This window comes from uncultured Thiodictyon sp. (assembly GCA_903837595.1).
Taxonomy (GTDB): Bacteria; Pseudomonadota; Gammaproteobacteria; order Chromatiales; family Chromatiaceae; genus Thiodictyon.
This window is the reverse complement of the sequence record CAILVI010000555.1, coordinates 1-23,414: the sequence shown is the minus strand read 5'-3', so window position 1 is coordinate 23,414 and position 23,414 is coordinate 1. Positions and strand designations below refer to the sequence as shown.

At 65.6% G+C, this 23,414-nt stretch carries 20 protein-coding genes; 9 read left to right on the top strand and 11 right to left on the bottom strand.

From position 1 onward, the window contains the following. The 7 genes from QZY44_RS33565 to QZY44_RS33535 all read right to left on the bottom strand — a co-directional run. On the bottom strand, nucleotides 1-355 hold a 355-nt coding region (locus QZY44_RS33565; RefSeq protein ID WP_295458074.1), incomplete at its 3' end, for a PhoU domain-containing protein. After that, entirely contained in the window at nucleotides 355-1,101 is a 747-nt protein-coding gene (gene pstB, locus QZY44_RS33560; RefSeq protein ID WP_295458080.1) for a phosphate ABC transporter ATP-binding protein PstB, read from the bottom strand. The genes QZY44_RS33565 and pstB, both read right to left, overlap by 1 nt. A 156-nt stretch (nucleotides 1,102-1,257) precedes the next feature. Continuing rightward, nucleotides 1,258-2,562 (bottom strand): phosphate ABC transporter permease PstA, encoded by a 1,305-nt coding sequence (gene pstA, locus QZY44_RS33555; RefSeq protein ID WP_295458070.1) that lies wholly within the window; start codon nucleotides 2,560-2,562, stop codon nucleotides 1,258-1,260. After that, nucleotides 2,562-3,953, bottom strand: coding sequence for a phosphate ABC transporter permease subunit PstC (pstC, locus tag QZY44_RS33550; protein ID WP_295458067.1), 1,392 nt, complete (start codon nucleotides 3,951-3,953; stop codon nucleotides 2,562-2,564). The genes pstA and pstC overlap by 1 nt, the downstream gene beginning before the upstream one ends. A 16-nt stretch (nucleotides 3,954-3,969) precedes the next feature. Beyond that, the gene (locus QZY44_RS33545; RefSeq protein WP_295458065.1) at nucleotides 3,970-5,010 is read right to left on the bottom strand and encodes a substrate-binding domain-containing protein; all 1,041 of its coding nucleotides are present in this window, start codon (nucleotides 5,008-5,010) and stop codon (nucleotides 3,970-3,972) included. A gap of 412 nt (nucleotides 5,011-5,422) precedes the next feature. Next, nucleotides 5,423-8,320 (bottom strand): PAS domain-containing protein, encoded by a 2,898-nt coding sequence (locus QZY44_RS33540; protein WP_295458062.1) that lies wholly within the window; start codon nucleotides 8,318-8,320, stop codon nucleotides 5,423-5,425. Between the two features lie 406 nt (nucleotides 8,321-8,726). Continuing rightward, nucleotides 8,727-8,882, bottom strand: coding sequence for a hypothetical protein (locus QZY44_RS33535; protein ID WP_295458059.1), 156 nt, complete (start codon nucleotides 8,880-8,882; stop codon nucleotides 8,727-8,729). Between the two features lie 467 nt (nucleotides 8,883-9,349). Between QZY44_RS33535 and QZY44_RS33530 the strand changes: the two genes are divergently transcribed. Next, a complete protein-coding gene (locus tag QZY44_RS33530; RefSeq protein WP_295458056.1) occupies nucleotides 9,350-9,805 on the top strand; it encodes a potassium channel family protein in 456 nt (151 codons plus the stop codon). Then, nucleotides 9,771-11,585 carry a SulP family inorganic anion transporter gene (locus tag QZY44_RS33525; RefSeq protein WP_365305829.1) on the top strand — a complete coding sequence of 605 codons (1,815 nt, stop codon included), beginning with the start codon at nucleotides 9,771-9,773 and terminating at the stop codon, nucleotides 11,583-11,585. The genes QZY44_RS33530 and QZY44_RS33525 overlap by 35 nt, the downstream gene beginning before the upstream one ends. An 85-nt stretch (nucleotides 11,586-11,670) precedes the next feature. On the opposite strand, the gene QZY44_RS33520 is transcribed toward QZY44_RS33525, so the two are convergent. Together QZY44_RS33520 and QZY44_RS33515 are read right to left on the bottom strand one after the other, a co-directional pair. Continuing rightward, nucleotides 11,671-11,940, bottom strand: a complete 270-nt coding sequence (locus QZY44_RS33520; RefSeq protein ID WP_295458050.1) for a hypothetical protein — start codon at nucleotides 11,938-11,940, stop codon at nucleotides 11,671-11,673. A gap of 281 nt (nucleotides 11,941-12,221) precedes the next feature. Next, the gene (locus QZY44_RS33515; RefSeq protein WP_295458047.1) at nucleotides 12,222-12,767 is read right to left on the bottom strand and encodes a sulfur globule family protein; all 546 of its coding nucleotides are present in this window, start codon (nucleotides 12,765-12,767) and stop codon (nucleotides 12,222-12,224) included. A 306-nt stretch (nucleotides 12,768-13,073) separates the two neighbouring features. Between QZY44_RS33515 and QZY44_RS33510 the strand changes: the two genes are divergently transcribed. The 7 genes from QZY44_RS33510 (at nucleotide 13,074) to truD (ending at nucleotide 19,653) form a co-directional block, all read left to right on the top strand. After that, the gene (locus QZY44_RS33510; protein WP_295458044.1) at nucleotides 13,074-14,729 is read left to right on the top strand and encodes a CTP synthase; all 1,656 of its coding nucleotides are present in this window, start codon (nucleotides 13,074-13,076) and stop codon (nucleotides 14,727-14,729) included. Next, complete coding sequence (kdsA, locus tag QZY44_RS33505) at nucleotides 14,726-15,565, top strand: 3-deoxy-8-phosphooctulonate synthase (RefSeq protein WP_295458041.1); 840 nt, start codon at nucleotides 14,726-14,728, stop codon at nucleotides 15,563-15,565. Before QZY44_RS33510 ends, kdsA begins: the two co-directional genes overlap by 4 nt. A 33-nt stretch (nucleotides 15,566-15,598) precedes the next feature. Beyond that, entirely contained in the window at nucleotides 15,599-16,876 is a 1,278-nt protein-coding gene (gene eno, locus QZY44_RS33500; RefSeq protein WP_295458038.1) for a phosphopyruvate hydratase, read from the top strand. Continuing rightward, a complete protein-coding gene (ftsB, locus tag QZY44_RS33495; RefSeq protein WP_365305825.1) occupies nucleotides 16,845-17,285 on the top strand; it encodes a cell division protein FtsB in 441 nt (146 codons plus the stop codon). Before eno ends, ftsB begins: the two co-directional genes overlap by 32 nt. Before the next feature lie 10 nt (nucleotides 17,286-17,295). Beyond that, on the top strand, nucleotides 17,296-18,003 hold the full coding sequence (gene ispD, locus QZY44_RS33490) for a 2-C-methyl-D-erythritol 4-phosphate cytidylyltransferase (RefSeq protein WP_295458035.1): 708 nt from the start codon (nucleotides 17,296-17,298) through the stop codon (nucleotides 18,001-18,003). Then, nucleotides 17,997-18,467: a 2-C-methyl-D-erythritol 2,4-cyclodiphosphate synthase gene (gene ispF, locus QZY44_RS33485; protein WP_295458030.1), complete on the top strand. Its 471-nt coding sequence runs from the start codon at nucleotides 17,997-17,999 to the stop codon at nucleotides 18,465-18,467. The genes ispD and ispF overlap by 7 nt, the downstream gene beginning before the upstream one ends. 130 nt (nucleotides 18,468-18,597) lie before the next feature. Then, the gene (gene truD / locus QZY44_RS33480; RefSeq protein ID WP_295458027.1) at nucleotides 18,598-19,653 is read left to right on the top strand and encodes a tRNA pseudouridine(13) synthase TruD; all 1,056 of its coding nucleotides are present in this window, start codon (nucleotides 18,598-18,600) and stop codon (nucleotides 19,651-19,653) included. Between the two features lie 353 nt (nucleotides 19,654-20,006). On the opposite strand, the gene QZY44_RS33475 is transcribed toward truD, so the two are convergent. Together QZY44_RS33475 and QZY44_RS33470 are read right to left on the bottom strand one after the other, a co-directional pair. Continuing rightward, nucleotides 20,007-20,915 (bottom strand): TauD/TfdA family dioxygenase, encoded by a 909-nt coding sequence (locus QZY44_RS33475; RefSeq protein WP_295458024.1) that lies wholly within the window; start codon nucleotides 20,913-20,915, stop codon nucleotides 20,007-20,009. Further along, a partial coding sequence (locus tag QZY44_RS33470) for a glycosyltransferase (RefSeq protein ID WP_295458020.1) occupies nucleotides 20,915-23,414 on the bottom strand: 2,500 nt, incomplete at its 5' end. The genes QZY44_RS33475 and QZY44_RS33470, both read right to left, overlap by 1 nt.

The following is a 23,414-nucleotide window of genomic DNA, read 5'->3' as shown; positions in this document are numbered from 1 at the left end:
GGGCGATCCGGGCGGCCTTGTCGGCCGCGCGCTCGGCCTCCCCGGCGATGCGGGCCAGCGCCAGGACGATGCGCAGATCCCCCGCGGTGGGCTGGCGGCGGGTGATGATCAGGAACACCTCTTCGTCGGCGTCCAGTGCCAGGTAGTCGATCTGCGGCTCCCGGTCGAGCACCCGATAGGCGGGGCTCAGGTCTTCCTCAAACAGCGCGGCAAGTGCGCAGTGGGTCTGTTCGACCACGCGCTTGCCCATCTCGATGATCAGGTCGCGCAGGCGCACCAGTTCGCGGTCATAGGCGCGGACCGTGTGACCATTGGCCAGGCCGGTGCGGATGACGGGGCCGTCTGGCTCGGTCATCAGCCGAAACGCCCCGTGATATAGTCCTCGGTCAACCGGTGCTGGGGATTGGTAAAGATCTGGTTGGTCTCACCCACTTCAACCAGGTCGCCCAGATGAAAATAGGCGGTGCGTTGGGAGACCCGGGCGGCCTGCTGCATGGAGTGGGTGACGATGGCAATGGCGTACTGTTCGCGCAGTTCATCGATCAGTTCTTCGATGATGGCGGTGGCAATGGGATCGAGCGCCGAGCAGGGCTCGTCCATCAGGATCACCTCGGGCGACACGGCGATGGTGCGGGCGATGCACAGGCGCTGTTGCTGCCCGCCGGAGAGTCCGGTGCCGGGTTGGTCCAGCCGGTCCTTCACCTCGTTCCACAGGCCGGCCTTCTGGAGGCTCGTCTCCACCAATGCATCCAGTTCTGCTTTACTATTGGTCAGCCCATGGATGCGCGGCCCGTAGGCGACGTTCTCATAGATGGACTTGGGGAAGGGGTTGGGCTTCTGGAAGACCATGCCGACCTGGGCGCGCAGCGGCACCGGGTCCACGCGCTTGTCGTAGATCTCCTGGCCGTCGAGTTGGATGGAGCCCTGCACCCGGCAGCCGTCGATCGTGTCGTTCATCCGGTTCAGACAGCGCAGGAAGGTCGACTTGCCGCAGCCCGACGGGCCGATCATCGCCACCACTTGGTTCTTGCCGATATCCAGCCCCACGTCCTTGATCGCCTGTTTGGCACCATACCAGACGTTGACGCCCCGGCAGACCATGCGCGGGTCCGGCGTGGTGATATCGCCGATGGTGCCGCTCACGCGGCCGCCGCGGGCCAGGTCCGCCGCGCTGACGGCGCTGGTGTCTCGCACGATTTCGCTCGCTAACGTACTCATAATAAATCTCTTGCGTTCAATTGCGGCTCACTGCGGCGGCTACCAGCGCCGTTCAAACCGTCGCCGCAATAGGACCGCGGCCAGGTTCATCAGGACCAGGAAGCCGAGCAGCACCAGGATGGCGGCCGATGTGCGTTCCACGAAGCCGCGCTCCGGGCTGTCCGCCCATAGATAGATCTGCACCGGCAGCACCGTCGCCGAGTCGGTAAATCCCTGCGGCACGTCCACGATGAAGGCGATCATACCGATCATCAGCAGCGGCGCCGACTCACCCAATGCGCGGGCCATGCCGATGATGGCTCCGGTCATGATGCCGGGCATGGCCAGCGGCAAGACATGATGGAACTGGGTCTGCAGGGGTGAGGCGCCGACCCCCAGGGCGGCCTCGCGGATGGATGGCGGGACCGATTGGAGCGCCGCCCGGCTGGCGATGATGATGACCGGCAGTGTCATTAACCCCAGCACCAGTGCGCCGACCAGCGGGGTGGAGCGCGGGACGCCGAAGAAATTGATGAAGACCGCGAGCCCCAGAAGCCCGAATACGATGCTCGGCACCGCCGCGAGGTTATTGATGTTGACCTCGATCAAGTCGGTCCAGCGGTTCTTGGGGGCGAACTCTTGCAGATAGAGTGCCGCCCCGACGCCGAGCGGGAAGGAGAACAGCAGCGTCAGGACCAGGGTGTAGAAGGTCCCCGCCAAGGCCCCGGCGATGCCCGCCAATTCCGGCTCGCGGGAGGTGCCATTCGTGAAGAAGCCGGTGTTGAAGCGCTTCTCGATGCGCCCGTCCGCCGCCAGGCGGTCGAGCAATAGGATGGAGCTGTCTTTGATACGGCGGTCCGCCTCGGGCAGCGCGCGATCGAGATGGCCCTTGACCAGCATGTCGACGTCGCCGGCTGCGATCAGCCAGACGTCCCGGGTGGTGCCGATCACGCCCGGGTGCCGCAGCGCCATGGACTGGAGCTGTTGCGGCGCCCCGGCGCTCACCAGGGCATAGAGCTCACGCAGTTGGCTGCGCTCGGTGACATCCGGAAAGAGCCTGCGCATGGATGCCTTGACCACGGCCAGATAGTCGGCGGCGGCCAGGGCCTGGGGGTCACGGCTGCCTGCGGGGTCGATGGTCGCGGGGTCGAAATAGACCGGCACCTCGATATAGGTCTGCTGGAAGGCGGTATAACCCTTCAGCGTGATGTCCGCGAACAGGATGGCCACGAACAGGAGTCCCAAGGCGACGGCGGCGGCGCCCATGAAACGAAAGCGCCGCTCCCGCGCATAGCGCCGCTTGAGGCTCGCGTTGACGATATCGATGGTGCGCCGCGGGGCCGGAGGTTGTGTTGCTGTCCGCATTATTCATACTGCTCGCGATACTTGCGCACGATGTGCAGGGCGATGACGTTCAGCACCAGGGTGACCAGGAACAGCGTCAGCCCCAGGGCGAAGGCGGCCAGGGTCTTGGCGCTGTCGAATTCCTGGTCGCCGGTCAGCAGGGTGACGATCTGCACCGTGACGGTGGTGACGCTGGCGAGCGGGTTGGCCGTCAGATTGGCCGACAGCCCGGCGGCCATCACCACGATCATGGTCTCGCCGATGGCCCGTGACACCGCCAGCAGGACGCCGCCGACGATGCCGGGCAGGGCGGCGGGGATGACGACCCGGCGGATGGTCTCCGATTGGGTGGCGCCCAGTGCATAGGAGCCGTCGCGCATGGCCTGGGGCACGGCGTTGATCACGTCGTCCGACAGTGAAGACACGAACGGGATGATCATGATGCCCATCACCAGGCCCGCCGCCAGCGCGCTCTCGGAGGCGACTTGCAGCCCCAGCGATTCGCCGATCGCACGGATGACCGGGGCCAGCGTCAGGGCCGCGAAAAAGCCGTACACCACGGTCGGGATGCCGGCCAGGACCTCCAGCAGCGGCTTGGCCACTGAGCGCACGTGGCGCGGGGCGTATTCGGAGAGATAGATCGCCGCCATCAGCCCGATGGGCACCGCCACCGCCATGGCGATGAATGAAATCAGCAGCGTTCCGGTGAAGAGCGGCACCGCCCCGAAGGCGCCGGCGGCGGCCACCTGATCGGCGCGCATGGCGGTCTGAGGGCTCCACAGGGTGCCGAGGAAGAATTCACCGGGTGCGATTTTCTCAAAGAACTGGAGCGACTCGAAGACCACCGAGAGGATGATCCCGAGCGTGGTCAGGATGGCGATCGAGGAACACAGGAACATGGCCCCCATGACGATCGATTCGACCCGGTTACGGGCGCGCATGGTCGGTGTCGTCCGGCCCCAGGCCAGCGCCATGCCGCTGACCGCCGCGGCCAACACCAGGAGCCACATGGCCCAGTTGGCCAGCCGCTGGAGGTGGGCAAAGTGGTCCGCCGCGGCCTGGATCGCCGGGGTGACCGTCCCCCCGACGATGCTGCCGGAGGCGAGATTCTTCACGTCATTGAGCAACAGGCCCAATTCGCTGTCCGACAGCCCCGCCAAGGTCTGCGCGGGCAGTGCGGACTTGACCAGGCCAGTGACCACATGGTCTTGGATACCGAGCCAGAGCCCCAGCAGCAACAGGGCCGGGATGCCGGCCCAGAGTGCGGCATAAAACCCATAGTAGCCGGGCAGTGAGTGCAGGGTGCTGATACGCCCGGCACCGCCGGCGCTCGTGATGGCACGCTTGCGCCCACCGTGATAGGCCAGGGCCATCACGGCGAGCAGGGCAAGCATTAAGGTCCAGGTTTGCATCGGGCTCGCGTATGGCTCAATGTGCCGGCTTGGCCATCGGCGTCAGTGCCTTGGCGTTCGCGGCCGAGCTTTTGCGATCCGCATCGGGCAGGGCGATCAGGCCCTTGTCCGCCAGGTAACCCTCGGGTCCCCAGGCCTTGTCCGCGGTGAATTCGGCCACGTATTCCTTGATGCCGGGGATCGTGCCGACGTGCGCGTTCTTCACATAGAAATAAAGTGCACGCGAGATCGGGTAGGTGGCCTTGGCGATGCTGTCGTAGTCCGGGGCCACGCCGTTGACCTTGGCGCCGTGGATCTTCTCCGCATTCTGTTCGAGGAAGCTGTAGCCGAAGACGCCGACCGCCTTGGGATTGGCGACCAGCTTCTGTACGATCAGGTTGTCGTTCTCACCGGCCTCGATATAGGCACCATCTTCCCGGACGGCCTGGCACACGGCCTTGTGTTTCTTCTCGTCGGACTTCTTCAGGTCCTTGAGCGCCGGGAAGCTGTTGCAGCCGCCCTCCAGCGCCAGTTCGGCGAAGGCGTCGCGGGTGCCGGAAGTGGGCGGGGGCCCGAGCACCTCGATCTTGGTGTCCGGCAGGGCCGGGTTCACGTCCTTCCAGGTCTTGTTGGGATTGGGGACCAAGTCGCCCTTGTCGTTAGGAACGTCCTTGGCCAGGGCCAAGAAGATGTCCTTGAGCGTCAGGTCAAACCCCTTGCTGCTCTTGGACTGCGCGAGCACGATGCCGTCGAAGCCGATCTTGACCTCGGTGATGCCCTTGACCCCGTTGGCCTCACAGGCATCGAACTCGGAGGCCTTCAGGGCGCGCGAGGCGTTGGCGATGTCCGGCGTGTCGACCCCGGAGCCGGAGCAGAACAACTTGATGCCGCCGCCGGTGCCGGTGGACTCGACCTTGGGCGTCTTGAAGCCGCCGCGGCCGAAGTTCTCCGCCACCGCGGTGGAGAACGGAAACACGGTCGAGGACCCGACGATGTTGATGGTGTCGCGCGCCAGGGCCGGGGCGCAGACGGTGGCGGCCGAGACGGCCAGGACCGCGCCGAGGGATGTCTTATGCATGGGGGATTGCTCGCTCGAGGTTGCAGACTGATCGCCGCCATCCTAGGCGGGCGGTCTTACCGGTGGGTTACGCGCGGGTGTCGGTTCAATGACCAGTTTAGGTCGCCAAGATGACAGCACCGTGACAGGGGCGTGACGGTTCGCTGTTGACCGGGGGCGTCAGGATTTTGCAGGGTGTAAAAAAGCCATGCCCGGAGGGTGGCGTTGCTGGCCGGCGCAACGCCGCTGGAGCTTATCTGGGTGTGGCCGCCGTCGGGGCGGGCGGGGCGCGGCTGGCCGGTTCAAGAAACTGGGATATTTTTCCCTTTGGATGCTGCTTGCGGACCGTTCGTGAGGTGAACCCAGAGACTCACGAAACCGACCGTCGTCCGCCCGCATCATGACGGCCGCAGGCGGGCAGATCTGCATTCGCTTAAGCCCCCGGCGATGCCGGCGAGGCCGATGGCACGGTTCGCTCCAACCATTTCAGTATGATCGGGAATAGCGATTCCGGCTCGATCGGCTTGGAGATGAAGTCATTCATCCCAGCATCGAGACAGCGTGCGGCGTCCTCCGCGAAAGCATTCGCGGTCAAGGCGATGATCGGCACCTGGAGCCGGTTGGCAAGTCGGCGGATTCGGCGAGTTGCTGCTACGCCATCCAGGTTAGGCATTTGCATGTCCATCAGAATCAGGGCGTACTCATTGCGACTGGCCAGTACAACGGCCTGCACCCCATCCTCGGCCGTGTCGATCACCATCCCGAGACTATCAAGCAAATCCCGCGCTACCTCGCGGTTGATGGGTTCGTCCTCCACCAGCAGGATTCGGCACCCCCGATAGTGAAGGGCGAGGGACGCTTCGCTCGCGCTGATCGACAAGGACGACGCTGCACTGACTGTGTGCCCGGCTTTCTTCAGTCGTGCCGTGAACCAGAACGTACTGCCCACACCCAGCGTACTGACCGCCCCGGCATCGCCCCCCATGAGCCGGGCCAGCTTCCTGGTGATGGCCAATCCCAAGCCGGTGCCACCGTAGCTGCGGGTAATCGAACTATCGGCCTGCTCGAAGGTGGCAAAGAGCTTGGACATACTCTCGGGGGCGATGCCGATGCCGGTGTCCTGCACGTCCCAACGCACCAGCACGCTGTCGTGATCTTCCGCAATGACCCGGACGCGCAGGGAGATAGTGCCGGTGTGGGTAAACTTGATCGCGTTCGTGGCGTAGTTGAGCAGGGCTTGCTGGAGCCTGAGGGAATCACCCAAGAGCGGACAGGGCAGCGGTTGGATGTCCACGGACAGTTCCAGTGCCTTGGCGCGTGCGGGCTCGTGCAGGAGCGAGACGACCTGGGCGACGACGCCCTCGACGCTGACTTCGCTTTCGTGAAGCGTGAACTTACCGGCTTCGATCTTGGAAAGGTCCAATACGGCGTTGATGAGGTCCAACAGGTGGCGCCCGGCGGCATCGATCTTGTCGAGCCGATCGGCCTGCTGGGGGGTGACCCCGGCGCGTTTGAGTAGGAGAGCCATTCCGGTGATGGCATTGAGTGGGGTGCGAATCTCGTGGGACATGTTGGCGAGGAAGGCGCTCTTGGCGACATTGGCCGTTTCCGCAGCTTCCTTGGCGATGACGAGTTCACGGGTGCGCTCCTCGACCAAGTCTTCCAGGTGTTGGCGGTAGCGTTCGAGTTCTTCGGCTGCCGCCTTCTGTTCGGTAATGTCCACACAGAACCCGATATACCCTATGAACGCCCCCTGGCTGTCGTAGCGTGGATTACCATCGTCACGGAGCCAATGATACGAACCATCGGCGTGACGTATCCGAAACTCCATACTAAAGGGTTCGCGTCGATCGAAAGCGGTAGCATAGATGGCGTGATTCCGTTCGAGATCCTCGGGGCACACCGTCTCGGTCCAGCCGCGGCCCCGCATCTGCTCCAGCGAGCGTCCGGTAAACCGCAGCCAGGGTTCGTTGACATAGTCGCAGTGGTTGTCTATATCCGACGTCCAGATCAGTGTCGAACCACTATTGGCCAGCGTGCGGTAATGCTGCTCTCTCTCGCGTAAGGCATCTTCTACCAACAGCCGCTCCAACTCACGCCCCGCGCGACCCACGACCTGGCCGAGGACCGCTTCGGCAAGCGCGCGCTGCTCCAGCGCCGATCTGCCGATGAGGGCGATCAGGCCGATCGGCGCTCCGGTATGGCTCCAGAGGGTCGCGCCGATGTAACTCTCTGCGCGCAGGTCCACGAGTACCTGGTCACTCGGGAAACGAGTGCATACCTGATCCGGAAAGCAGCAGATCGCCTGACCCAAGACCTCGCCGCAGGGCGTGTCCCTCAAGGCATAGGTCACATTGTCCACGAACTGCCCATCGGACCAGATCGCCAGGGAGCGGACGGTCAGTCCGTCGGCGTTGAGGCGATCGATGCAGACCTGACAGACGTCCAAACTTTCCGCGAGATAGCGTGCCAGCGCGTGGAAAAATGACGCCTCCGTCACGGCATGACTGCTCTGAGCCAAGAACGCCTGCACGACTTCGGCCTGCTTCCGCACGGTAATGTCTTGGGCAAGACCGACGTAGCGCGTGATCGTCCCGTCGGGCTCAAAGACCGGGAAACCGCGATCCCAGATGCGGCGGATAGAACCATCCGGCCGGACGATCCGGTATTCATGATCGAACGCTAACCCCTGCTCCTTCTTCATCAGCACCGGGAGAAACCCATCACGATCCTCAGGATGGATGGAATCCATAAACGACCGAGAGTCCGCGTACAGTTCAGCCGCCGGACGCTGCCAAATCTGCTCGTAAGCCGGACTGACGTAGAACGTCTGCTTGGTGGCGACGTCCGCGATCCAGAAGACTTCGGTGATCGTGTCGGTGACCAGCCGTAAGTAGCGCCCCCGGTCGGCCGGACTTGGCTTTTCCTCCTCCTGCCAGTGCGTGAGACCGCAGAGGCTACCCACCGTTCGCTGCGGCCGCCCCGCCGCATCCCGTTCGACCACCCGGCCACGGCCGTGCACCCATAACCAACGGTCGTCACGCTGCCGTATCCGAAATTGCGCCTCGCAAAGCGCTGTCTCGGCGGCAAACAAAGCATCCATCTGCCGTCGCACCGGGGCCTGATCGTCCGGATGGAGCCACTCCCACCAGCCATCACTGCCAACGGGTAGGTCTTCGTCAGTGCGCCCGATCAGCGCGGACATCCCGGCGTTGCAGCGCGCGCGACCGGTGCCATGATCGTATTCCCACAAACCAATGGAACTGGCATCCAGGATCGCTTGCCAATCGGGAGTGACACGGCTTGTGTGCAGCGACGCATCGCTATGCATAATGACCTCAAGCGGAAGACCGGGCGCCAATTATCGGGGGCGGGCGACAGGTCATGTCTTTGGTACCGACCAACATCGACTGGCAGAGCGATGACCCCTCAGTGGTATCAACCGGCACCTCCTGTACCGAACCTTGATACATCTGACGTCACTGACGCGCGACGATTACCGGAGTTTTACTACCGGGTCGCGACCGATCCCCCCAGAGGCCGGACCCTCCCGCTCCGCGGCTCGCGGGCCTTGGTCCGGTGCCCGGCCGCCGTGAGCCCGTCTGGAGTACTGCAGTCAGGGTCGGTGTCAGGGTGGTCTGGTACATCCCCAACCGCCATCTTACACCGCGCCATTGCGCCTTGATATCGTTCCCGATGTCCGTAGTCGGTCCCCTGCTTCGAACCGGCTCTTGCTCCTAGCGCTGCGTCGGTTGGCCACAAGCCCGATCTCTTCCCGCCTGGTGCTCCACGAAACGCTTGATGTCGGTCGCATCCGCGACCGGGTCGCCGCAGGCGAGTTGCTGGAAGTCCGGGCCGAGCGCGGCGGCCAGTGCCTCCCGGGTCAAGTCCATGTCGTGGTTAACGACCTAACGCTGCGTCCGGTCCCGCACATCGACCTGCAAGAGCGCGGGGTCTGCGGTAGACTCCAGCGCCGACAACGGCCTGATGGCGGATGGCCAGGTACGAGGGGTAGCCCGAGGACTTCCGATGACAGCATATAGAGTTGACAGGGTTTACTTGTTTGGCGCGTTACTTCTTGTCCCGCTAGCTAAGATGGCGGTCGCGCAGGCTGGCACGGAGATTGACGGCGTCAAGGTGCGCGGGCAATGGCGCTGCGGGGTGAGGTGCAGTGGTCGCTCGCGGCGGTCGATTGCCTGGTCTTTACCGTGCAAGTCGCGCCGGGAGCGCGCTCCGCTTCTCCCTCCCCCCTTGCGGGGGAGGGCCGGGGAGGGGGAACGGCCAAGGCGCCCGCACCTTTCATCTTGCGGGGTGGCGCGGGCGCCATGGCCGTTACCTCGTTGATTGGTTAGGACACCGGATGCTCCAGATCCTCCTTGGTCTCGCCCTAATGGCGGTGGCCGTCGCCATCCATCTGGTGGGCGGGCTCGCCGCCATCCTACACCTGCGGCAGCGGATGTCCCTACCGACCGGCCACCCGATGCTGCACGCACTGTGGATACTGGTTGAGCTCTTCGCCGCGCTACTGCTGATGCACCTGATGCAGGTGAGCCTGTGGGCGCTGCTCTACTGGTGGCGGATCGGCTGGGACTTCAACACGGCGCTGTATTTCTCGGCCGTCACCTACGCCACCATCGGCTACGGTGACGTGGTGCCGCCGGTGCCATGGCGGCTGGTGGCGGTCACCGAGGGACTGACCGGTGTGCTGATGTTGGGCTGGTCGAGCGCGCTGGTCTTCGCGGTGGTAGTGCGGCTGCTGGCGACTGCGGGGGCCGTGCTGGATGATACGCCGCCAAGAAATGGCGACCGCTGGTGATCGCAAGCCCCGAAACGCCGACTGCCTGATCATTTATTCCGTCGCAGGAGATCGCGCCATGGCTGAAGAAGCAAGTTCCGCCACCGCACTCGCCGGTGCCGCCCCCGTGCATGGATGGCGCGCCACCTTCCCCCCGGCGCAATGGCTCGGCACCTATCAGCCGCGGTGGCTCGGACACGACGCAGTGGCCGGCATGACGCTCGCCGCCTATGCTATTCCGGTGTCGCTCGCCTACGCCTCGCTCGCCGGGCTGCCGCCGCAAAACGGCATTTACTGCTATCTGGTGGGCGGCCTGCTCTATGCGCTCTTCGGTTCCTCGCGCCAGTTGGCGATCGGTCCCACGTCCGCCATCTCGATGCTCGTCGGGGTCACGGTCGCGGGCCTGGCCGGGGGCGATCCGGCTCGCTTTGCCGCCATTGCGGCGCTGACCGCGGTAGTGATCGCCGTCATGTGTGTGCTGGCGTGGCTGCTGCGCCTGAGCTCGCTCGTGAATTTCATCAGCGAAACCATTCTGCTCGGCTTCAAGGCCGGCGCGGCGCTGACAATCGCCTTGACTCAGTTGCCCAAGCTGTTCGGGGTCCAGGGTGGCGGGGACGGCTTTTTTGAGCGCATCTTGGTGCTCGTCGGCCAACTCCCTGCGACCAACTTCGCCGTACTCGCCTTCGGTCTGGCCGCGCTCGGCGCACTGCTGCTAGGTGAGAAATTCCTGCCGGGCCGCCCGGTGGCACTCTTGGTGGTCGTGATTTCAATCGTCGTGTTGTCGGTCACGCCAATGGCCGGGCTGGGCTTCAAGGTCGTCGGCGCGCTTCCGCAAGGCCTGCCCGAGTTCCACCTGCCGGGGTTATCGGTACGCGATGTGGACGGGGTGGTGCCGCTGGCCTTTGCCTGCCTCCTGCTGGCCTATGTGGAGAGCGTATCGGCGGCCCGCGCCCTGGCGCAGTCGCACAATGGGGCGGTCGATCCGCGCCAGGAACTGCTTGGCCTCGGCGCGGCCAATCTGGCCGCGGGGCTGTTCCAGGGTTACCCGGTCGCCGGCGGCCTGTCGCAATCCTCGGTCAACGACCAGGCCGGCGCCAAGACGCCGCTCGCGCTGGTGTTCGCCTCGGTGACGATCGGGCTCTGTCTGATGTACCTGACCGGCTTGCTTAGCAACCTGCCCAACGTGGTGCTCGCGGCCATCGTGCTGATTGCAGTCAAGGGATTGGTCGACATCGGCGCACTGCGCCACCTGTGGCGGGTCAGCCGGTACGAATTCGGCGTATCGATGGTCGCGTTCGCCGCCGTGCTGCTGCTGGGCATCCTGAAGGGCGTGATCGTGGCGGTGCTGGTCTCGATGTTGTTGGTCATACGGCGCGGCGCGCGCCCGCATGTGGCGTTCCTCGGCCGCATCCCCGGCACCAGCAGATATTCCGACCTGGAGCGCCATCCGGACAATGAGAGCGTTCCCGGAGTGCTGGTGTTCCGCGTCGAGGCTTCACTGCTTTACTTCAACATCGAGCATGTACGCGATGCGCTCTGGGAGAAAATCCGCGCCGCCACGGCGCCACTCAAACTCGTGGTCTGCGATCTGTCCACCTCCCCCACCGTGGATCTGGCGGGTGCGCGTATGCTGGCGCAGTTGCAGACCCAACTGCAGGAGGCCGGCATCGGCCTGCGGCTGGTAGCGGCGCATGCGTCGGTACGCGATATATTGCGTGCCGAAGGGCTTGACGAGCGCGTCGGCTATTTCGGGCGCCATGTCTCGCTGGCCGATGTCATCGACGAGTTTCAGGGTCGTTAGGGCATCACGATGAGGTGGCGGGCAAGGTGATCGATCTGGTGCGCCTGTTTCGAGAACACGGCATCAAGAAGATCGACGCCTTGCTTCATCCGGCCGGGTCCCGAACATCGACTTCGGTGTTGCGCTGCAAGTGCAGTTCGGGTTCCTGAACCATCCACCAGCCGCCGGGCCCCCCGCGTCCGCGCTCGAACGGGCCGAGCAGTTCATAGCCCAATTCAGACGCGGCGAATATATGCGGGCCGCTCGGGCGCGTTTGGGTGTAGAGCTGACCGTTGAGAATTTCCCCGGTCAGTCCTTCCGGCAGGGCCTCAAGCTGTTCGTAAAGACTGAGGCGGGTCTTCTGGTGCGCGTGCATGGCTCGATCTCTCGTAGGGGTCGATCTGGTGAAGCATACCCCGCAGAGAAACCGGCGGACAACAGGGGAAAGACGTCCGCGTGGGACGGGGTTTGCAACCCCGTCCCGCCTGGGGGTCAGGCTGGGACCCGGTGGGGCCGGCTTCAGCCGCGACGCGAGCTCGCAAGCGGCCGTGGGTTCGTCGCGGCTGAAGCCGCTCCCGCGGGGGACTTTCTGGCGGAGCGCAAAAAAAGGCCGTGCCCGGGGGCACGGCCTGGTGGCCTGCGCAGCGGCGCTGGTCCCTATTTGGGTGCGGCCGCGGTCGGCGCGGGCGGCGCGGCGGCCGGTGCCAGCGGCGCGCCATAGGGGGCGCCATAGCCCTGGGCACCGTAGCCGCCGCCCGGATACCCGTAGGCCGGACCGCCGTAACCGGGGCCGCCATAGCCTGGGGCCGCGTAACCCGGCGCGCCGTAGCCATAACCCGGACCGCCGCCGTAACCGCCGCCCGGGTAACCGCCGTAACCGCCACCCGGGTAACCGCCGTAGCCGGCGCCCGGATAGCCGCCGTAGCCGTAGCCCTGGTTGCCATAGCCGTAGCCGCGCCCGTCGCCGTAACCGCGACCATAGCCGCGACCGCTGCCGCTACCGCTCATGTTCATGTTGAAATTGCCGGAGCCGTCGCCCAGCATGTCGTTCCACATGTCGCCCGCGCCGTTGCCGTTGCCCCAGCCGTTGCCGCCGCCGGGGCCGCCCCAGCCGGGTCCCCCCCAGGCCTGCGCGGTGAAGGTGGCGAACGCCGCGGCGCCGGTAATGGCGGCGACACTGATTAACTTAGTAAAAGGATGCATGGGGTCGAGGTTCCTGGAGGGGTGGTCGTCGTTTGGGTGCGGCCGCCGACGGCGCTGCGCGGTGCTTAGGGTCGGCCCCCTGGGTCGTCGTGCGCGAGCGCTGATCAACTATACGCGCGCCCTCCCGCTATAGATAGGCAAACAGCCCAGTGGCCGCGTCGGATAAATGGGGGGTCTGGACCCTCCCCGACGCTGCGGCGTTTGAGGCGACGCCTCGAATTTGGTAGTTTGTCCGGCAGTCCGCAGTTCGCTCAGGAATCCGTAATACCCCAATGACCGCCATTTTGAACCCCTGATGACTCCCCCATGACCAAGTACATCTTCGTAACCGGCGGGGTGGTCTCGTCGCTCGGCAAGGGCATTGCCTCGGCCTCCCTGGGGGCCTTGCTGGAGGCGCGCGGGCTCAAGGTCACCATGATCAAGCTCGATCCCTACATCAACGTGGACCCGGGCACCATGAGCCCCTTCCAGCATGGAGAGGTCTATGTCACCGACGACGGGGCCGAGACCGACCTAGACTTGGGCCACTACGAGCGCTTCCTGCGCACCCGCATGGGGCACAACAACAATTTCACCACCGGTCAGATCTACGACAGCGTGATCCGCAAGGAGCGGCGCGGGGACTATCTGGGCCGCACCGTGCAGGTCATTCCGCACATCACCGACGAGATCAAGGCCAACATCCGGCTCGGCGCCGAGGGCTCGGACATCGCCATGGTGGAGATCGGCGGGACGGTCGGCGATATCGAGTCGCTGCCCTTCCTGGAGGCGATCCGCCAGATGCGCGTGGAGTTGGGCCACGAGCAGACGCTCTTCATGCACCTGACCCTGGTGCCCTATCTGCGCACCGCGGGCGAGATCAAGACCAAGCCGACCCAGCACTCGGTCAAAGAGTTGCGCTCCATCGGCATCCAGCCCGACGTCCTGCTGTGCCGGGCGGAGAGCAACCTCCCGGACGAGGAGCGGCGCAAGATCGCGCTCTTCACCAACGTGGCCGAGAAGGCCGTCATCACCGCGGTGGACGCGGACAATATCTACCGGATCCCGCGCCTACTCCACGCCCAGGGGCTGGACGACCTGGTGGTGCGCCAGTTCCATCTGGCGGTGCCCGAGGCGGACTTGCGCGAGTGGGACCGGGTGCTGGAGGGCTTCGACTATCCCCAGGGGCATGTGCGGATCGGCATGGTCGGCAAATACATGCACCTGACCGAGGCCTACAAGTCGCTGTCCGAGTCGCTGGCGCACGCCGGGGTCCATACCAGGACCCGGGTGGAGGTGGTCTACATCGATTCCCAGGAGATCGAGGAGGAGGGCCCCGGCAAGTTGGCTGGACTGGACGCGATTCTGGTCCCCGGAGGTTTCGGCGAGCGCGGCATCGAGGGCAAGATCCAGGCCGCGCGCTATGCCCGTGAGCACCGTGTGCCCTATCTCGGGATCTGTCTGGGGATGCAGGTGGCGGTGATCGGCTACGCCCGCGACCTGGCCGGTTTGGCGGGTGCCCACAGCACCGAGTTCGATCGCGACACCCCGCACCCGGTGATCGCCCTGATCACCGAGTGGCGCGATGAGCAGGGCCAGATCGAGACCCGCAGCGAGGACTCGGACCTGGGCGGCACCATGCGCCTGGGCGGTCAGAATTGCCGGCTGGAGCCGGGCAGCCTGGCCCGTGCCGTCTATGGCACGCCCCAGATCCGCGAGCGTCACCGGCATCGCTACGAATTCAATAACCGCTACCTGAACCTGTTGCAGGACGCGGGGATGCGTTTCTCCGGCTGGTCACTGGACAACAAGCTGGTGGAGATCATCGAGATCCCGGACCATCCCTGGTTCATCGCCTGCCAGTTCCACCCCGAGTTCACCTCCACGCCGCGCGATGGGCATCCGCTCTTTTTCGGCTTTGTCAGGGCGGCACTGGAACAACAGGAGCGGGTGGCGCAAGCGGGCGAGGGCACGCCGGCATGATGCCCCTTGCCGGTTTCGAGGTGGGGCTCGACCGGCCCCTGTTCCTGATCGCCGGGCCCTGCGTGATCGAAAGCGAGACCCTGGCCGAAGAAACCGCAGGGACCCTCAAGGAGATCACCGAGGCGCTCGGCATCCCCTTTATCTACAAGTCGTCCTTCGACAAGGCCAACCGCTCCTCGACCGGCAGCTTTCGCGGGCCCGGCCTGGAGCGGGGGCTCCAGATCCTGGAGTCGGTGCGCGCGCGCTTCGGCGTGCCGATCCTCACTGACGTACACGAAGACACTCCGCTCAACGAGGTGGCGGCCGTGGTCGACGTGCTTCAGACCCCGGCCTTCCTCTGCCGCCAGACCAATTTCATCCAGGCGGTGGCCGCTGCGGGCCTGCCCGTCAACATCAAGAAGGGCCAGTTCCTCGCCCCCTGGGATATGCGCAACGTGGTGGACAAGGCGCGCGCGACCGGGAATGATCGCATCATGGTCTGTGAGCGCGGGGTCTCCTTCGGCTACAACAACCTGGTGTCGGACATGCGCTCGCTCGCGGTGATGCGCGCGACCGGCTGCCCGGTGGTCTTCGATGCGACCCACTCGGTGCAGTTACCGGGGGGGCAGGGGGACTGCTCCGGTGGCCAGCGCGAGTTTGTTCCGGTGCTGGCACGCGCGGCGGTGGCCGCGGGGGTCGCCGGCATCTTCATGGAGACCCACCCGCGTCCCGCGGAGGCCTTGAGCGACGGCCCCAACGCTTGGCCCTTGGGCCAGCTGCGTGAGTTGCTTGCGACCCTGATCGAACTCGACCGGCTGGTGAAGTCCGCCGGTTTTGCTGAAGATGCGATCGTCTGAATCCTTTGCTTTGTAACTGATTGGAGAGCCACAGTGTCTGAAATCGTCGATGTGCGTGCCCGTGAGGTCCTGGATTCCCGTGGTAACCCCACGGTAGAGGCCGATGTTATCACCGCCGATGGGGCCATCGGCCGCGCCATCGTCCCCTCCGGGGCCTCCACCGGGTCCCGCGAGGCCCTGGAGATGCGCGACGGTGACAAGAGTCGGTATGGCGGCAAGGGCGTGCTCAAGGCCGTCGGCCACATCGAAGACGAATTGCGGGACGCGGTCTGCGGCATGGAGGTCACCGACCAGGGCGGCATCGACCGGACCATGATCGAGCTCGACGGCACGGAGAATAAGTCCCGTCTCGGCGCCAATGCGCTCCTGGGTGTCTCACTCGCCGTCGCCCATGCCGCCGCCCAGGAGCGCAAGCTGCCGCTCTACCGCTCGCTCGCCGCCGGCCCCTATCGTCTGCCGGTGCCGATGATGAACATCATCAACGGCGGCCAGCACGCCGACAACAGCGTGGACTTCCAGGAGTTCATGATCCTGCCGGTGGGCGCCCCGAGCATCCGCGAGGCGGTGCGCTACGGCGCCGAGGTCTTCCACGCACTCAAATCCGTTCTCAAGAAGCGCGGGCTGGCCACCTCCGTGGGCGACGAGGGCGGTTTCGCCCCCGACCTGCCGTCCAACGTGGCGGCGGTGGAGGCCATCCTGGAGGCCATCGGCAAGACCGGCTTCACGGCCGGTAAGGACATCTGGATCGGTCTGGACGTGGCCGCCTCCGAGTTCTACAAGGACGGTGTCTACGACCTGGAAGGCGAGGGCGTCAAGCTCGACTCCGACGGCGTGATCGCCATGCTGGAGGGCTGGGTCAACCAATACCCCATCCTCACCATCGAGGACGGCCTGGCGGAGGGTGACTGGGCCGGCTGGAAGCGCCTGACCGACCGCCTGGGCAAGCGGGTCCAGATCGTCGGCGACGACCTCTTCGTGACCAACACCAAGATCCTGAAGGAAGGCATTGATAAGGGCGTCGCCAACTCCATCCTGATCAAGGTCAACCAGATCGGCACCCTCACCGAGACCCTGGAGGCGATCGCCATGGCCCATGCCGCGGGCTACACGGCGGTGGTCTCCCACCGTTCCGGCGAGACCGAGGACACGACCATTGCTGACCTGGTGGTGGCCACCGCGTCTGGTCAGATCAAGACCGGCTCACTGTCGCGCTCCGACCGCGTGGCCAAGTACAACCAGTTGATGCGCATTGAGGACCAGTTGGGTGAAGAGGCCGTCTATGCCGGCCGCGATGCCTTCCGCTGGCTCTGAGGCCAGGGTACCGCCGACCGGGGTCTTCTGGTCGGCGGTCAAGTCATTGCCGCTTCCATCCATGCGCCTGCTGATCGTCCTGCTCATCGGCCTCTTGGTGGCGCTCCAGTACCGGCTGTGGGTCGGGGCGGGGAGCCGCGCCGACCTATACGCCCTGCAACAGGGGATTGCCGCCCAGAAGGTCGAATTGGAGCGGTTGCGCACCCGCAACCAGGAACTCCAGGCGGAGGTGGAGGATCTTCGCAGCGGCGAGGCCGCCCTGGAGGAACGGGCGCGCGATGAGCTGGGGATGATCAAGGGCGGTGAGGCCTTCATCCAGGTCATCGAACGCACCAAGGCGATACCCGCCGCGCCCGATCCGCCTGATACCCCGCAGGCCACACCGCCGCCCCACGCCAAGAAAAGATGAGTTCGACCCTTTGAACAACCCGCGCTTCTGGGCGGTGGTACCGGCGGCCGGCGTCGGCCGGCGCCTCGGTGCCACCATCCCCAAACAATACCTGGACCTTGCCGGGCGCCCGGTCATCGACTGGACGCTCGCCCCCTTTATCGACGACCCGCGCATCAGCGGGGTCTGGGTCGCCCTGGGCGCGGAGGACGGCTTCTGGTCCGCCACCGCCTATGCGTCCCACCCCAAGGTCCGGCGGGTGGACGGCGGCGCCGAGCGCTGTCATTCAGTCCTCAACGCCTTGGATGCCCTGGCCGCGCTGGCCGACGGGTCCGACTGGGTGCTGGTCCACGACGCCGCCCGGCCCTGTCTGCGCCGCGCCGACCTCGACCGGCTGATGACCCAACTGGCGACCGACCCGGTCGGCGGCATCCTCGCCGTGCCGGTGCGTGACACCATGAAGGGTGCCGACGCCGCCGGGCGGATCGCCACCACCCTGGATCGCGCCGCCATGTGGCACGCCTACACCCCGCAGATGTTCCGGCTTGGGCCGCTGCGTGAGGCGTTGCGCGATGCCATCGTGGCCGGCGACCTGGTCACCGATGACGCCTCCGCCATGGAGCGCATCGGCCTGGCCCCGCGGCTCATTGAGGGTCACGCGGACAACCTCAAGATCACCCGGGCCGAGGACCTTCCGCTGGCCCGCTTTTATCTGGATTTACAGGCACAGTCATGCTGATCGGTCAGGGTTTCGACGTCCACCGCTTCGCCCCCGGGCCCCCCTTGATCCTGTGTGGGGTGACGGTCCCGCACGACCAGGGGCTGGAGGCCCACTCGGACGGCGATGTCGCCATCCATGCACTGTGCGATGCCCTGCTGGGGGCCGCCGGTCTGGGTGACATCGGCCACCATTTCCCGGACACCGATGCGGCGTTTAAGGGGATCGACAGCCGTATCCTGCTGCGGCGGGTCATGGAGAGCCTGGCGGGGCGTGGGCTGCGGGTCCACAACGCGGACGTTACCATCGTCGCCGAGCGTCCCAAGATGGCGCCCCATATCGCCGCCATGCGTACCCTGCTCGCCGGTGACCTGGGCTGCGATCAGGCGCGGATCAACGTCAAGGCCACCACCACCGAGCGCTTGGGTTTTACCGGGCGCGGCGAGGGCATCGCTTCATTTGCGGTCGTGCTGTTGGACGAATGAGCGCGCGCCTGTGTCACCCGTAGGTTGGGGTGAGGAACGAACCTCAACCTTTCAAGACCTTGCGTTTGGCTACTCGTTGGGCTTCGTTCCTCAGCCCAACCTACAAGCTCATCGCCCCCCAGGAGCCCGCATGACCGACCCGACCTGGACCCCCTTCCACGCCCTGCCGTACGCCCACGGTGGGCCATTGGGGTCCGGCCGGCTGCGGCGCGAGCCCGCCGACTTCGAGGTCGAGGAGCTGTTGGGCTTCCCCCCGGACGGGGAGGGCGATCACCTGCTGCTGTGGGTACGCAAGACCGACCAGAACACCGAATGGGTCGCCGGCCGCCTGGCCGAGACCGCCGGGGTCGCCCAAAAGGACCTGGGTTATGCCGGGCTCAAGGACCGCCGCGCCGTCACCAGCCAATGGTTCTCCCTGCCGCGTCCGCGTGATTGCGAACCCGACTGGTCCGCCTTGGCCGCCGAGGGGATCGAGATACTCCAGGTCCATCCCCACCGCCGCAAACTGCGCCGCGGTACCCTGGCCGGCAACCGCTTCCGCATCCGGGTGCGCGACTGGGCGGTGGATTCGGACTCACTCGCCGGGCGCATCGCGCTCATCCGCGCGGCCGGGGTGCCCAACTATTTCGGCGAGCAGCGCTTCGGCCGCAATGGCGCCAACCTGGCCCGTGCCGATGCACTCTTCCACGGCGCCATCCGCCGCCCGTCGCGTCACCAACAGGGCCTCTGGCTCTCCGCCGCCCGCTCCCAGGTCTTCAATCAGGTCCTTGCCGAGCGGTTGGGCCGCGGCGACTGGGACCGCCCCCTGGCCGGCGACTGTCTCAACCTGGACGGCAGCCACTCCTGGTTTCCCGCCCCCACGCTCGACGATCTGTTGACCGGGCGCGTCACCCGTCTGGACCTGCACCCCACCGGCCCGCTCTGGGGCCGCGGCGACCCGCCCACCCAGGGCGAGGTCCGTGCACTGGAAGACGCCGCCGTCGCCCGCTTTCCCGGCTGGCCCGCGGGCCTGGCTCGCTTCGGCCTGGAACAGGAGCGCCGATCGCTGCGGCTGCCGGTGCGCGACTTGGCCTGGGTGCCGACGGATGGTGGTTACGAACTGAGCTTCCAGCTCCCGGCGGGGGCCTATGCCACCGCCGTGCTGCGCGAGTTGGTGGAGTGGGAGACGGTCGCCGCCGAGGATTGATCCGGACACCCAGCGGCTGGCATTCGTCGCGGCCTGGGCGCCGCTCCTACCCCCGTAGGAGTGGCCCCCAGGCCGCCGCTGGTTGCCGCACGCTCCGGTGGCCGGACCGATGATCAAGGCCGAAGAACCGCACGCGTAAATTCCACCGACGCTATGAAGTTTACGTGGGACATCAATAAAGCGGATTTCAACCGCAAGACGCATGAAGTCGAATTCGACGAGGCAATCACTGTTTTCGGCGATCCTTTAGCGGGAACTTTCCCAGTCGAAAGATTTCCGCTTTTGGCAGCCGCAACCCAATGGGTCATCAATCCCGGGTGAGTCACCACCAAGGCAAACGCCCAGGGCGTCCCTTATGTCCCGGCGATGCGGTCGTAATAGCGCGCCCGGTAGATCAGCCTTGGCACCGGGCCATCGGTAAACCCCGTGCGGGTGTGCAGGACGTTGTTGCTGATCAGTCCCCAGCCGGGCTCCAGGCGGCCTTCGAGGTGCCAGGGGCTGGGGGTGTGCAGGACGGTTTTGAGGCAGTCCACTGCCGCCTGGTTCAGCGGGTCGTCCCGCCAGTGGCAATGACGGGCGCGGTTGGTGTAACGCATATGCAGATGCCCCTGCGCGGTGACTGAGAACACCGGCCCCGTTTGTTCCGGGCGCAATTCGCCATCGCCATCGCCTGGGTTGGCGGGGATGGTCATGCATTGCGGGTGCATCAGGGCCGTAATGAACGCCGGGTCTTGATCGCGGACCAGGCAGTACGCCACCTCGTGGTCCAGCAAGGCGTTGGCGCCGCCCGCGATGGCGGCGTGGACGCAGTGCAGCAGCAGCCCCTGCACCTGTCGCGCGGGCGTGTTGTAATAGCCATCGGTATGCCAGGCGATGGGGCGGTTGGTGTAGGGGATATAGCCGGCATGCCCGGCGTCCGTCTGGACCTTGAGTGAGGTGATGGCGTCTGTATCCGCGCCGCGATTGTACTCCAGACGGTGCAAGCCGAAGCGGTCGCCGAGTGCGGCGGGGATGGACTTGTGTGGGTCGTCGCCGCTGGCGCTGACATAGATTGCCATGTTGGCGCGGCGGCAGCGGTCCAGTATGGCCTGATATTCGGCTGCCGTCAGATGGCGCGGGTCCCGCACTTCGACGATCAACTCATCTGCTCGGGTCGGGGCGCTGGCGAGGCGGGCGTCGCGCCAGCGCCGGTAGGCATCGTCGTCAGTGAGATTGAATGGGTTGGGCGCGGTCGCGCCGGCGGGAACCAACGGATTCGCCATTATGGCTGCACCACCGTCGCCGTGCGCTCCAACTTAGCCCACCCGACCACCACGCCGCGCAGTGAGGCGAGCGTCGCCTTGATGGCGACGTAATACATTAGTTGGCGGTAGAAGAAACGTTGCCACACCAGCCAGACCAGCAGCCATTTGTTCTCCTTGGGCTCCAGGGCGAAGGCGAGTGCGGCGGCCAGGAAGTCCACCGCCAGGAACAGGGCATAATAGAAGGCGACCCGCCATAGTGCGTCCGGCGAATACTGGTCCGGGTGCTGGGCGTGGTCAAAGCCGGCCATGAGCAATGAGCCGATCAGCACCAGGTCCATGATGGGCGAGACCAACGGGAACAGGACCTGGAAGATGAGCACATTGGGTAGCGCGACAAAGCCCAAGGCCCCATAGCGGCGGCGGAACAGTACATCGCGATGCTTCCATGTCGCCTGCATGGTGCCGAACATCCAGCGGTAGCGTTGGCGGATGAATCCGCGCACCGTGTCCGGGGCCTCGGTGAGTGCCACCGCCTCGTCCTCATAGACGATGGCATAGCCCAGACGGCGGATGCTCAGGGTGAGATCCGTGTCCTCCGCCAGGGTCTCGTGGTTGAAACCGCCGGCCGTCAGGATCAGGTCGCGCCGCCAGGCACCCACCGCGCCGGGGACCACACTGACGCAATTGAGCACATCGAAGGCGCGCCGATCCAGGTTCTGGCTGGTGATGTATTCCAGGGCCTGCCAACGAGTCATCAGATTGGTGCGGTTGCCGACCTTGGCATTGCCCGCCACGGCGCCCACCCGCGGGTTGGCGAAGTGGCGGACCAGCTTGCTGATGGTGTCGCGGGCAAAGACGGTGTCGGCGTCCATCGCCACCACGATCTCGGCCTGGGTCTGGGCGATGCCGAAGTTGAGTGCCGCCGGCTTGCCGGCATTGGGCTGGGTGAAAACCCGCACGCGCGGGTCGTCGGCGAAGGTGTCGCGGGCCACGGCATAGGTGCCGTCGGGCGAGCCGTCGTCCACGACGATGATCTCGAAGCGGGTGGGGTGGTCGCTCGCCAGCAGTGAGGTGATGGTCTGCACGATGACCTTCTCCTCGTTGAAGGCCGGCACCACCACCGCGACCATCGGCGCATAGTCCGGGTCAAACACCTGGCCGCGGCGCCGGTAACGTTGGTAGACCGCCAACACGCCGATGAAGAGCAGCCGCGCTACCCCCAAGCCGATCCCGAGCAGGAACAGCCACTGGATGGCCGTCGCCGCCAGGTTGATGAAGCCGAAGGCGGCCCAGTCGGTCCAGGTCTGCCAACGGCTCTCCGCCGGCACCACGGGCATGATCTGGTCGCGGGTCTGCCCCAGCAGTTGGGCTACCGTGACGAACTCGAAGCCCTGCTCGCGCAGCGCGGCGATCAGCTTGGGCAGCGCGGCAATGGTCTGGGTACGGTCGCCGCCCGCGTCGTGCAACAGGACGATATGGCCCTCTCCGGTCTGCGCCGCCGCCACGGTCCGGCGCACGATCTCATCCACTCCCGGGCGCTGCCAGTCGTCCGGATCGATCTGCATTCCCACCGTCACATAGCCCAGTTGGCTCGCCATTTCCAGCGGGCGCACCTGGTCCGGGGTCTCCGGCTCTGCGTCGACCGCGTAGGGTGGGCGGAACAGGAGCGATTGGCGTCCCACCGCGCTCGCCAGCAGGCGCTGGGTGGCGGTCAGCTCCATCTGGAATTGGGTAGGCGAAATGGCCGCAACATTGGGGTGGGTAAAGGTATGGATGCCGATCTCGTGGCCCTCACGCACCTCGCGCCGCAGCAGGTCGGGGTTCATCTCGCCGTTGGTACCGATGATGAAAAAGGTGCCGGGGACCTTCTCCTTTGCCAGCACATCCAGGATGCGCGGCGTCCACACCGGGTCCGGGCCGTCGTCGAAGGTCAGGACCACCTTGTGGTCCGCGGCGCCGTGGCGGGTGATCACATAGGGCGAGGGGAAGGTGGTGTAGTGCTCCGCGCTGATGAGCTTACGCTTGGGGTCGAACGTGAGTTCGCGTGCCCCGGGTTGGGGCTGGGCGGTGACCTGCAGGATCTCACCGGTGCCCTCATAGTCCAGGTCGTAACCGAAGCGCATGTCCTTTAATTGGGATGCCATATCGGCATCCAGGGGGAGGTCGTCCTTACCAAAAAATTTCCACAGTGCCGGGTCTTCGCTGCCGAGCCGCCACAGTGCATACCCCCGCGCCCCCATGGCGCGGACCACCTGGAGTTGGTCGAAGGCGGTCACGGCATCCAGCATCCAGACGTGGTGGATGAGTTGGGTGTCGTCGGCGTAGTCGAAGGTCGGATTTAAGGATGCCTGGTCCAGGCGGATAGTGCCCTCGGACTCGTGGGCGGTGAGCACCGCCTCCTCGAAGGTGCGCTCCTCCGCCGGCTTGCCTTTGGGCCAGTCATAGGCATAGCCGCCGATCCCGACGATCGTCTTGTCCGCCGGCAGGTCGCGGGCGCGCTCGCGCAGGACCTTGGCG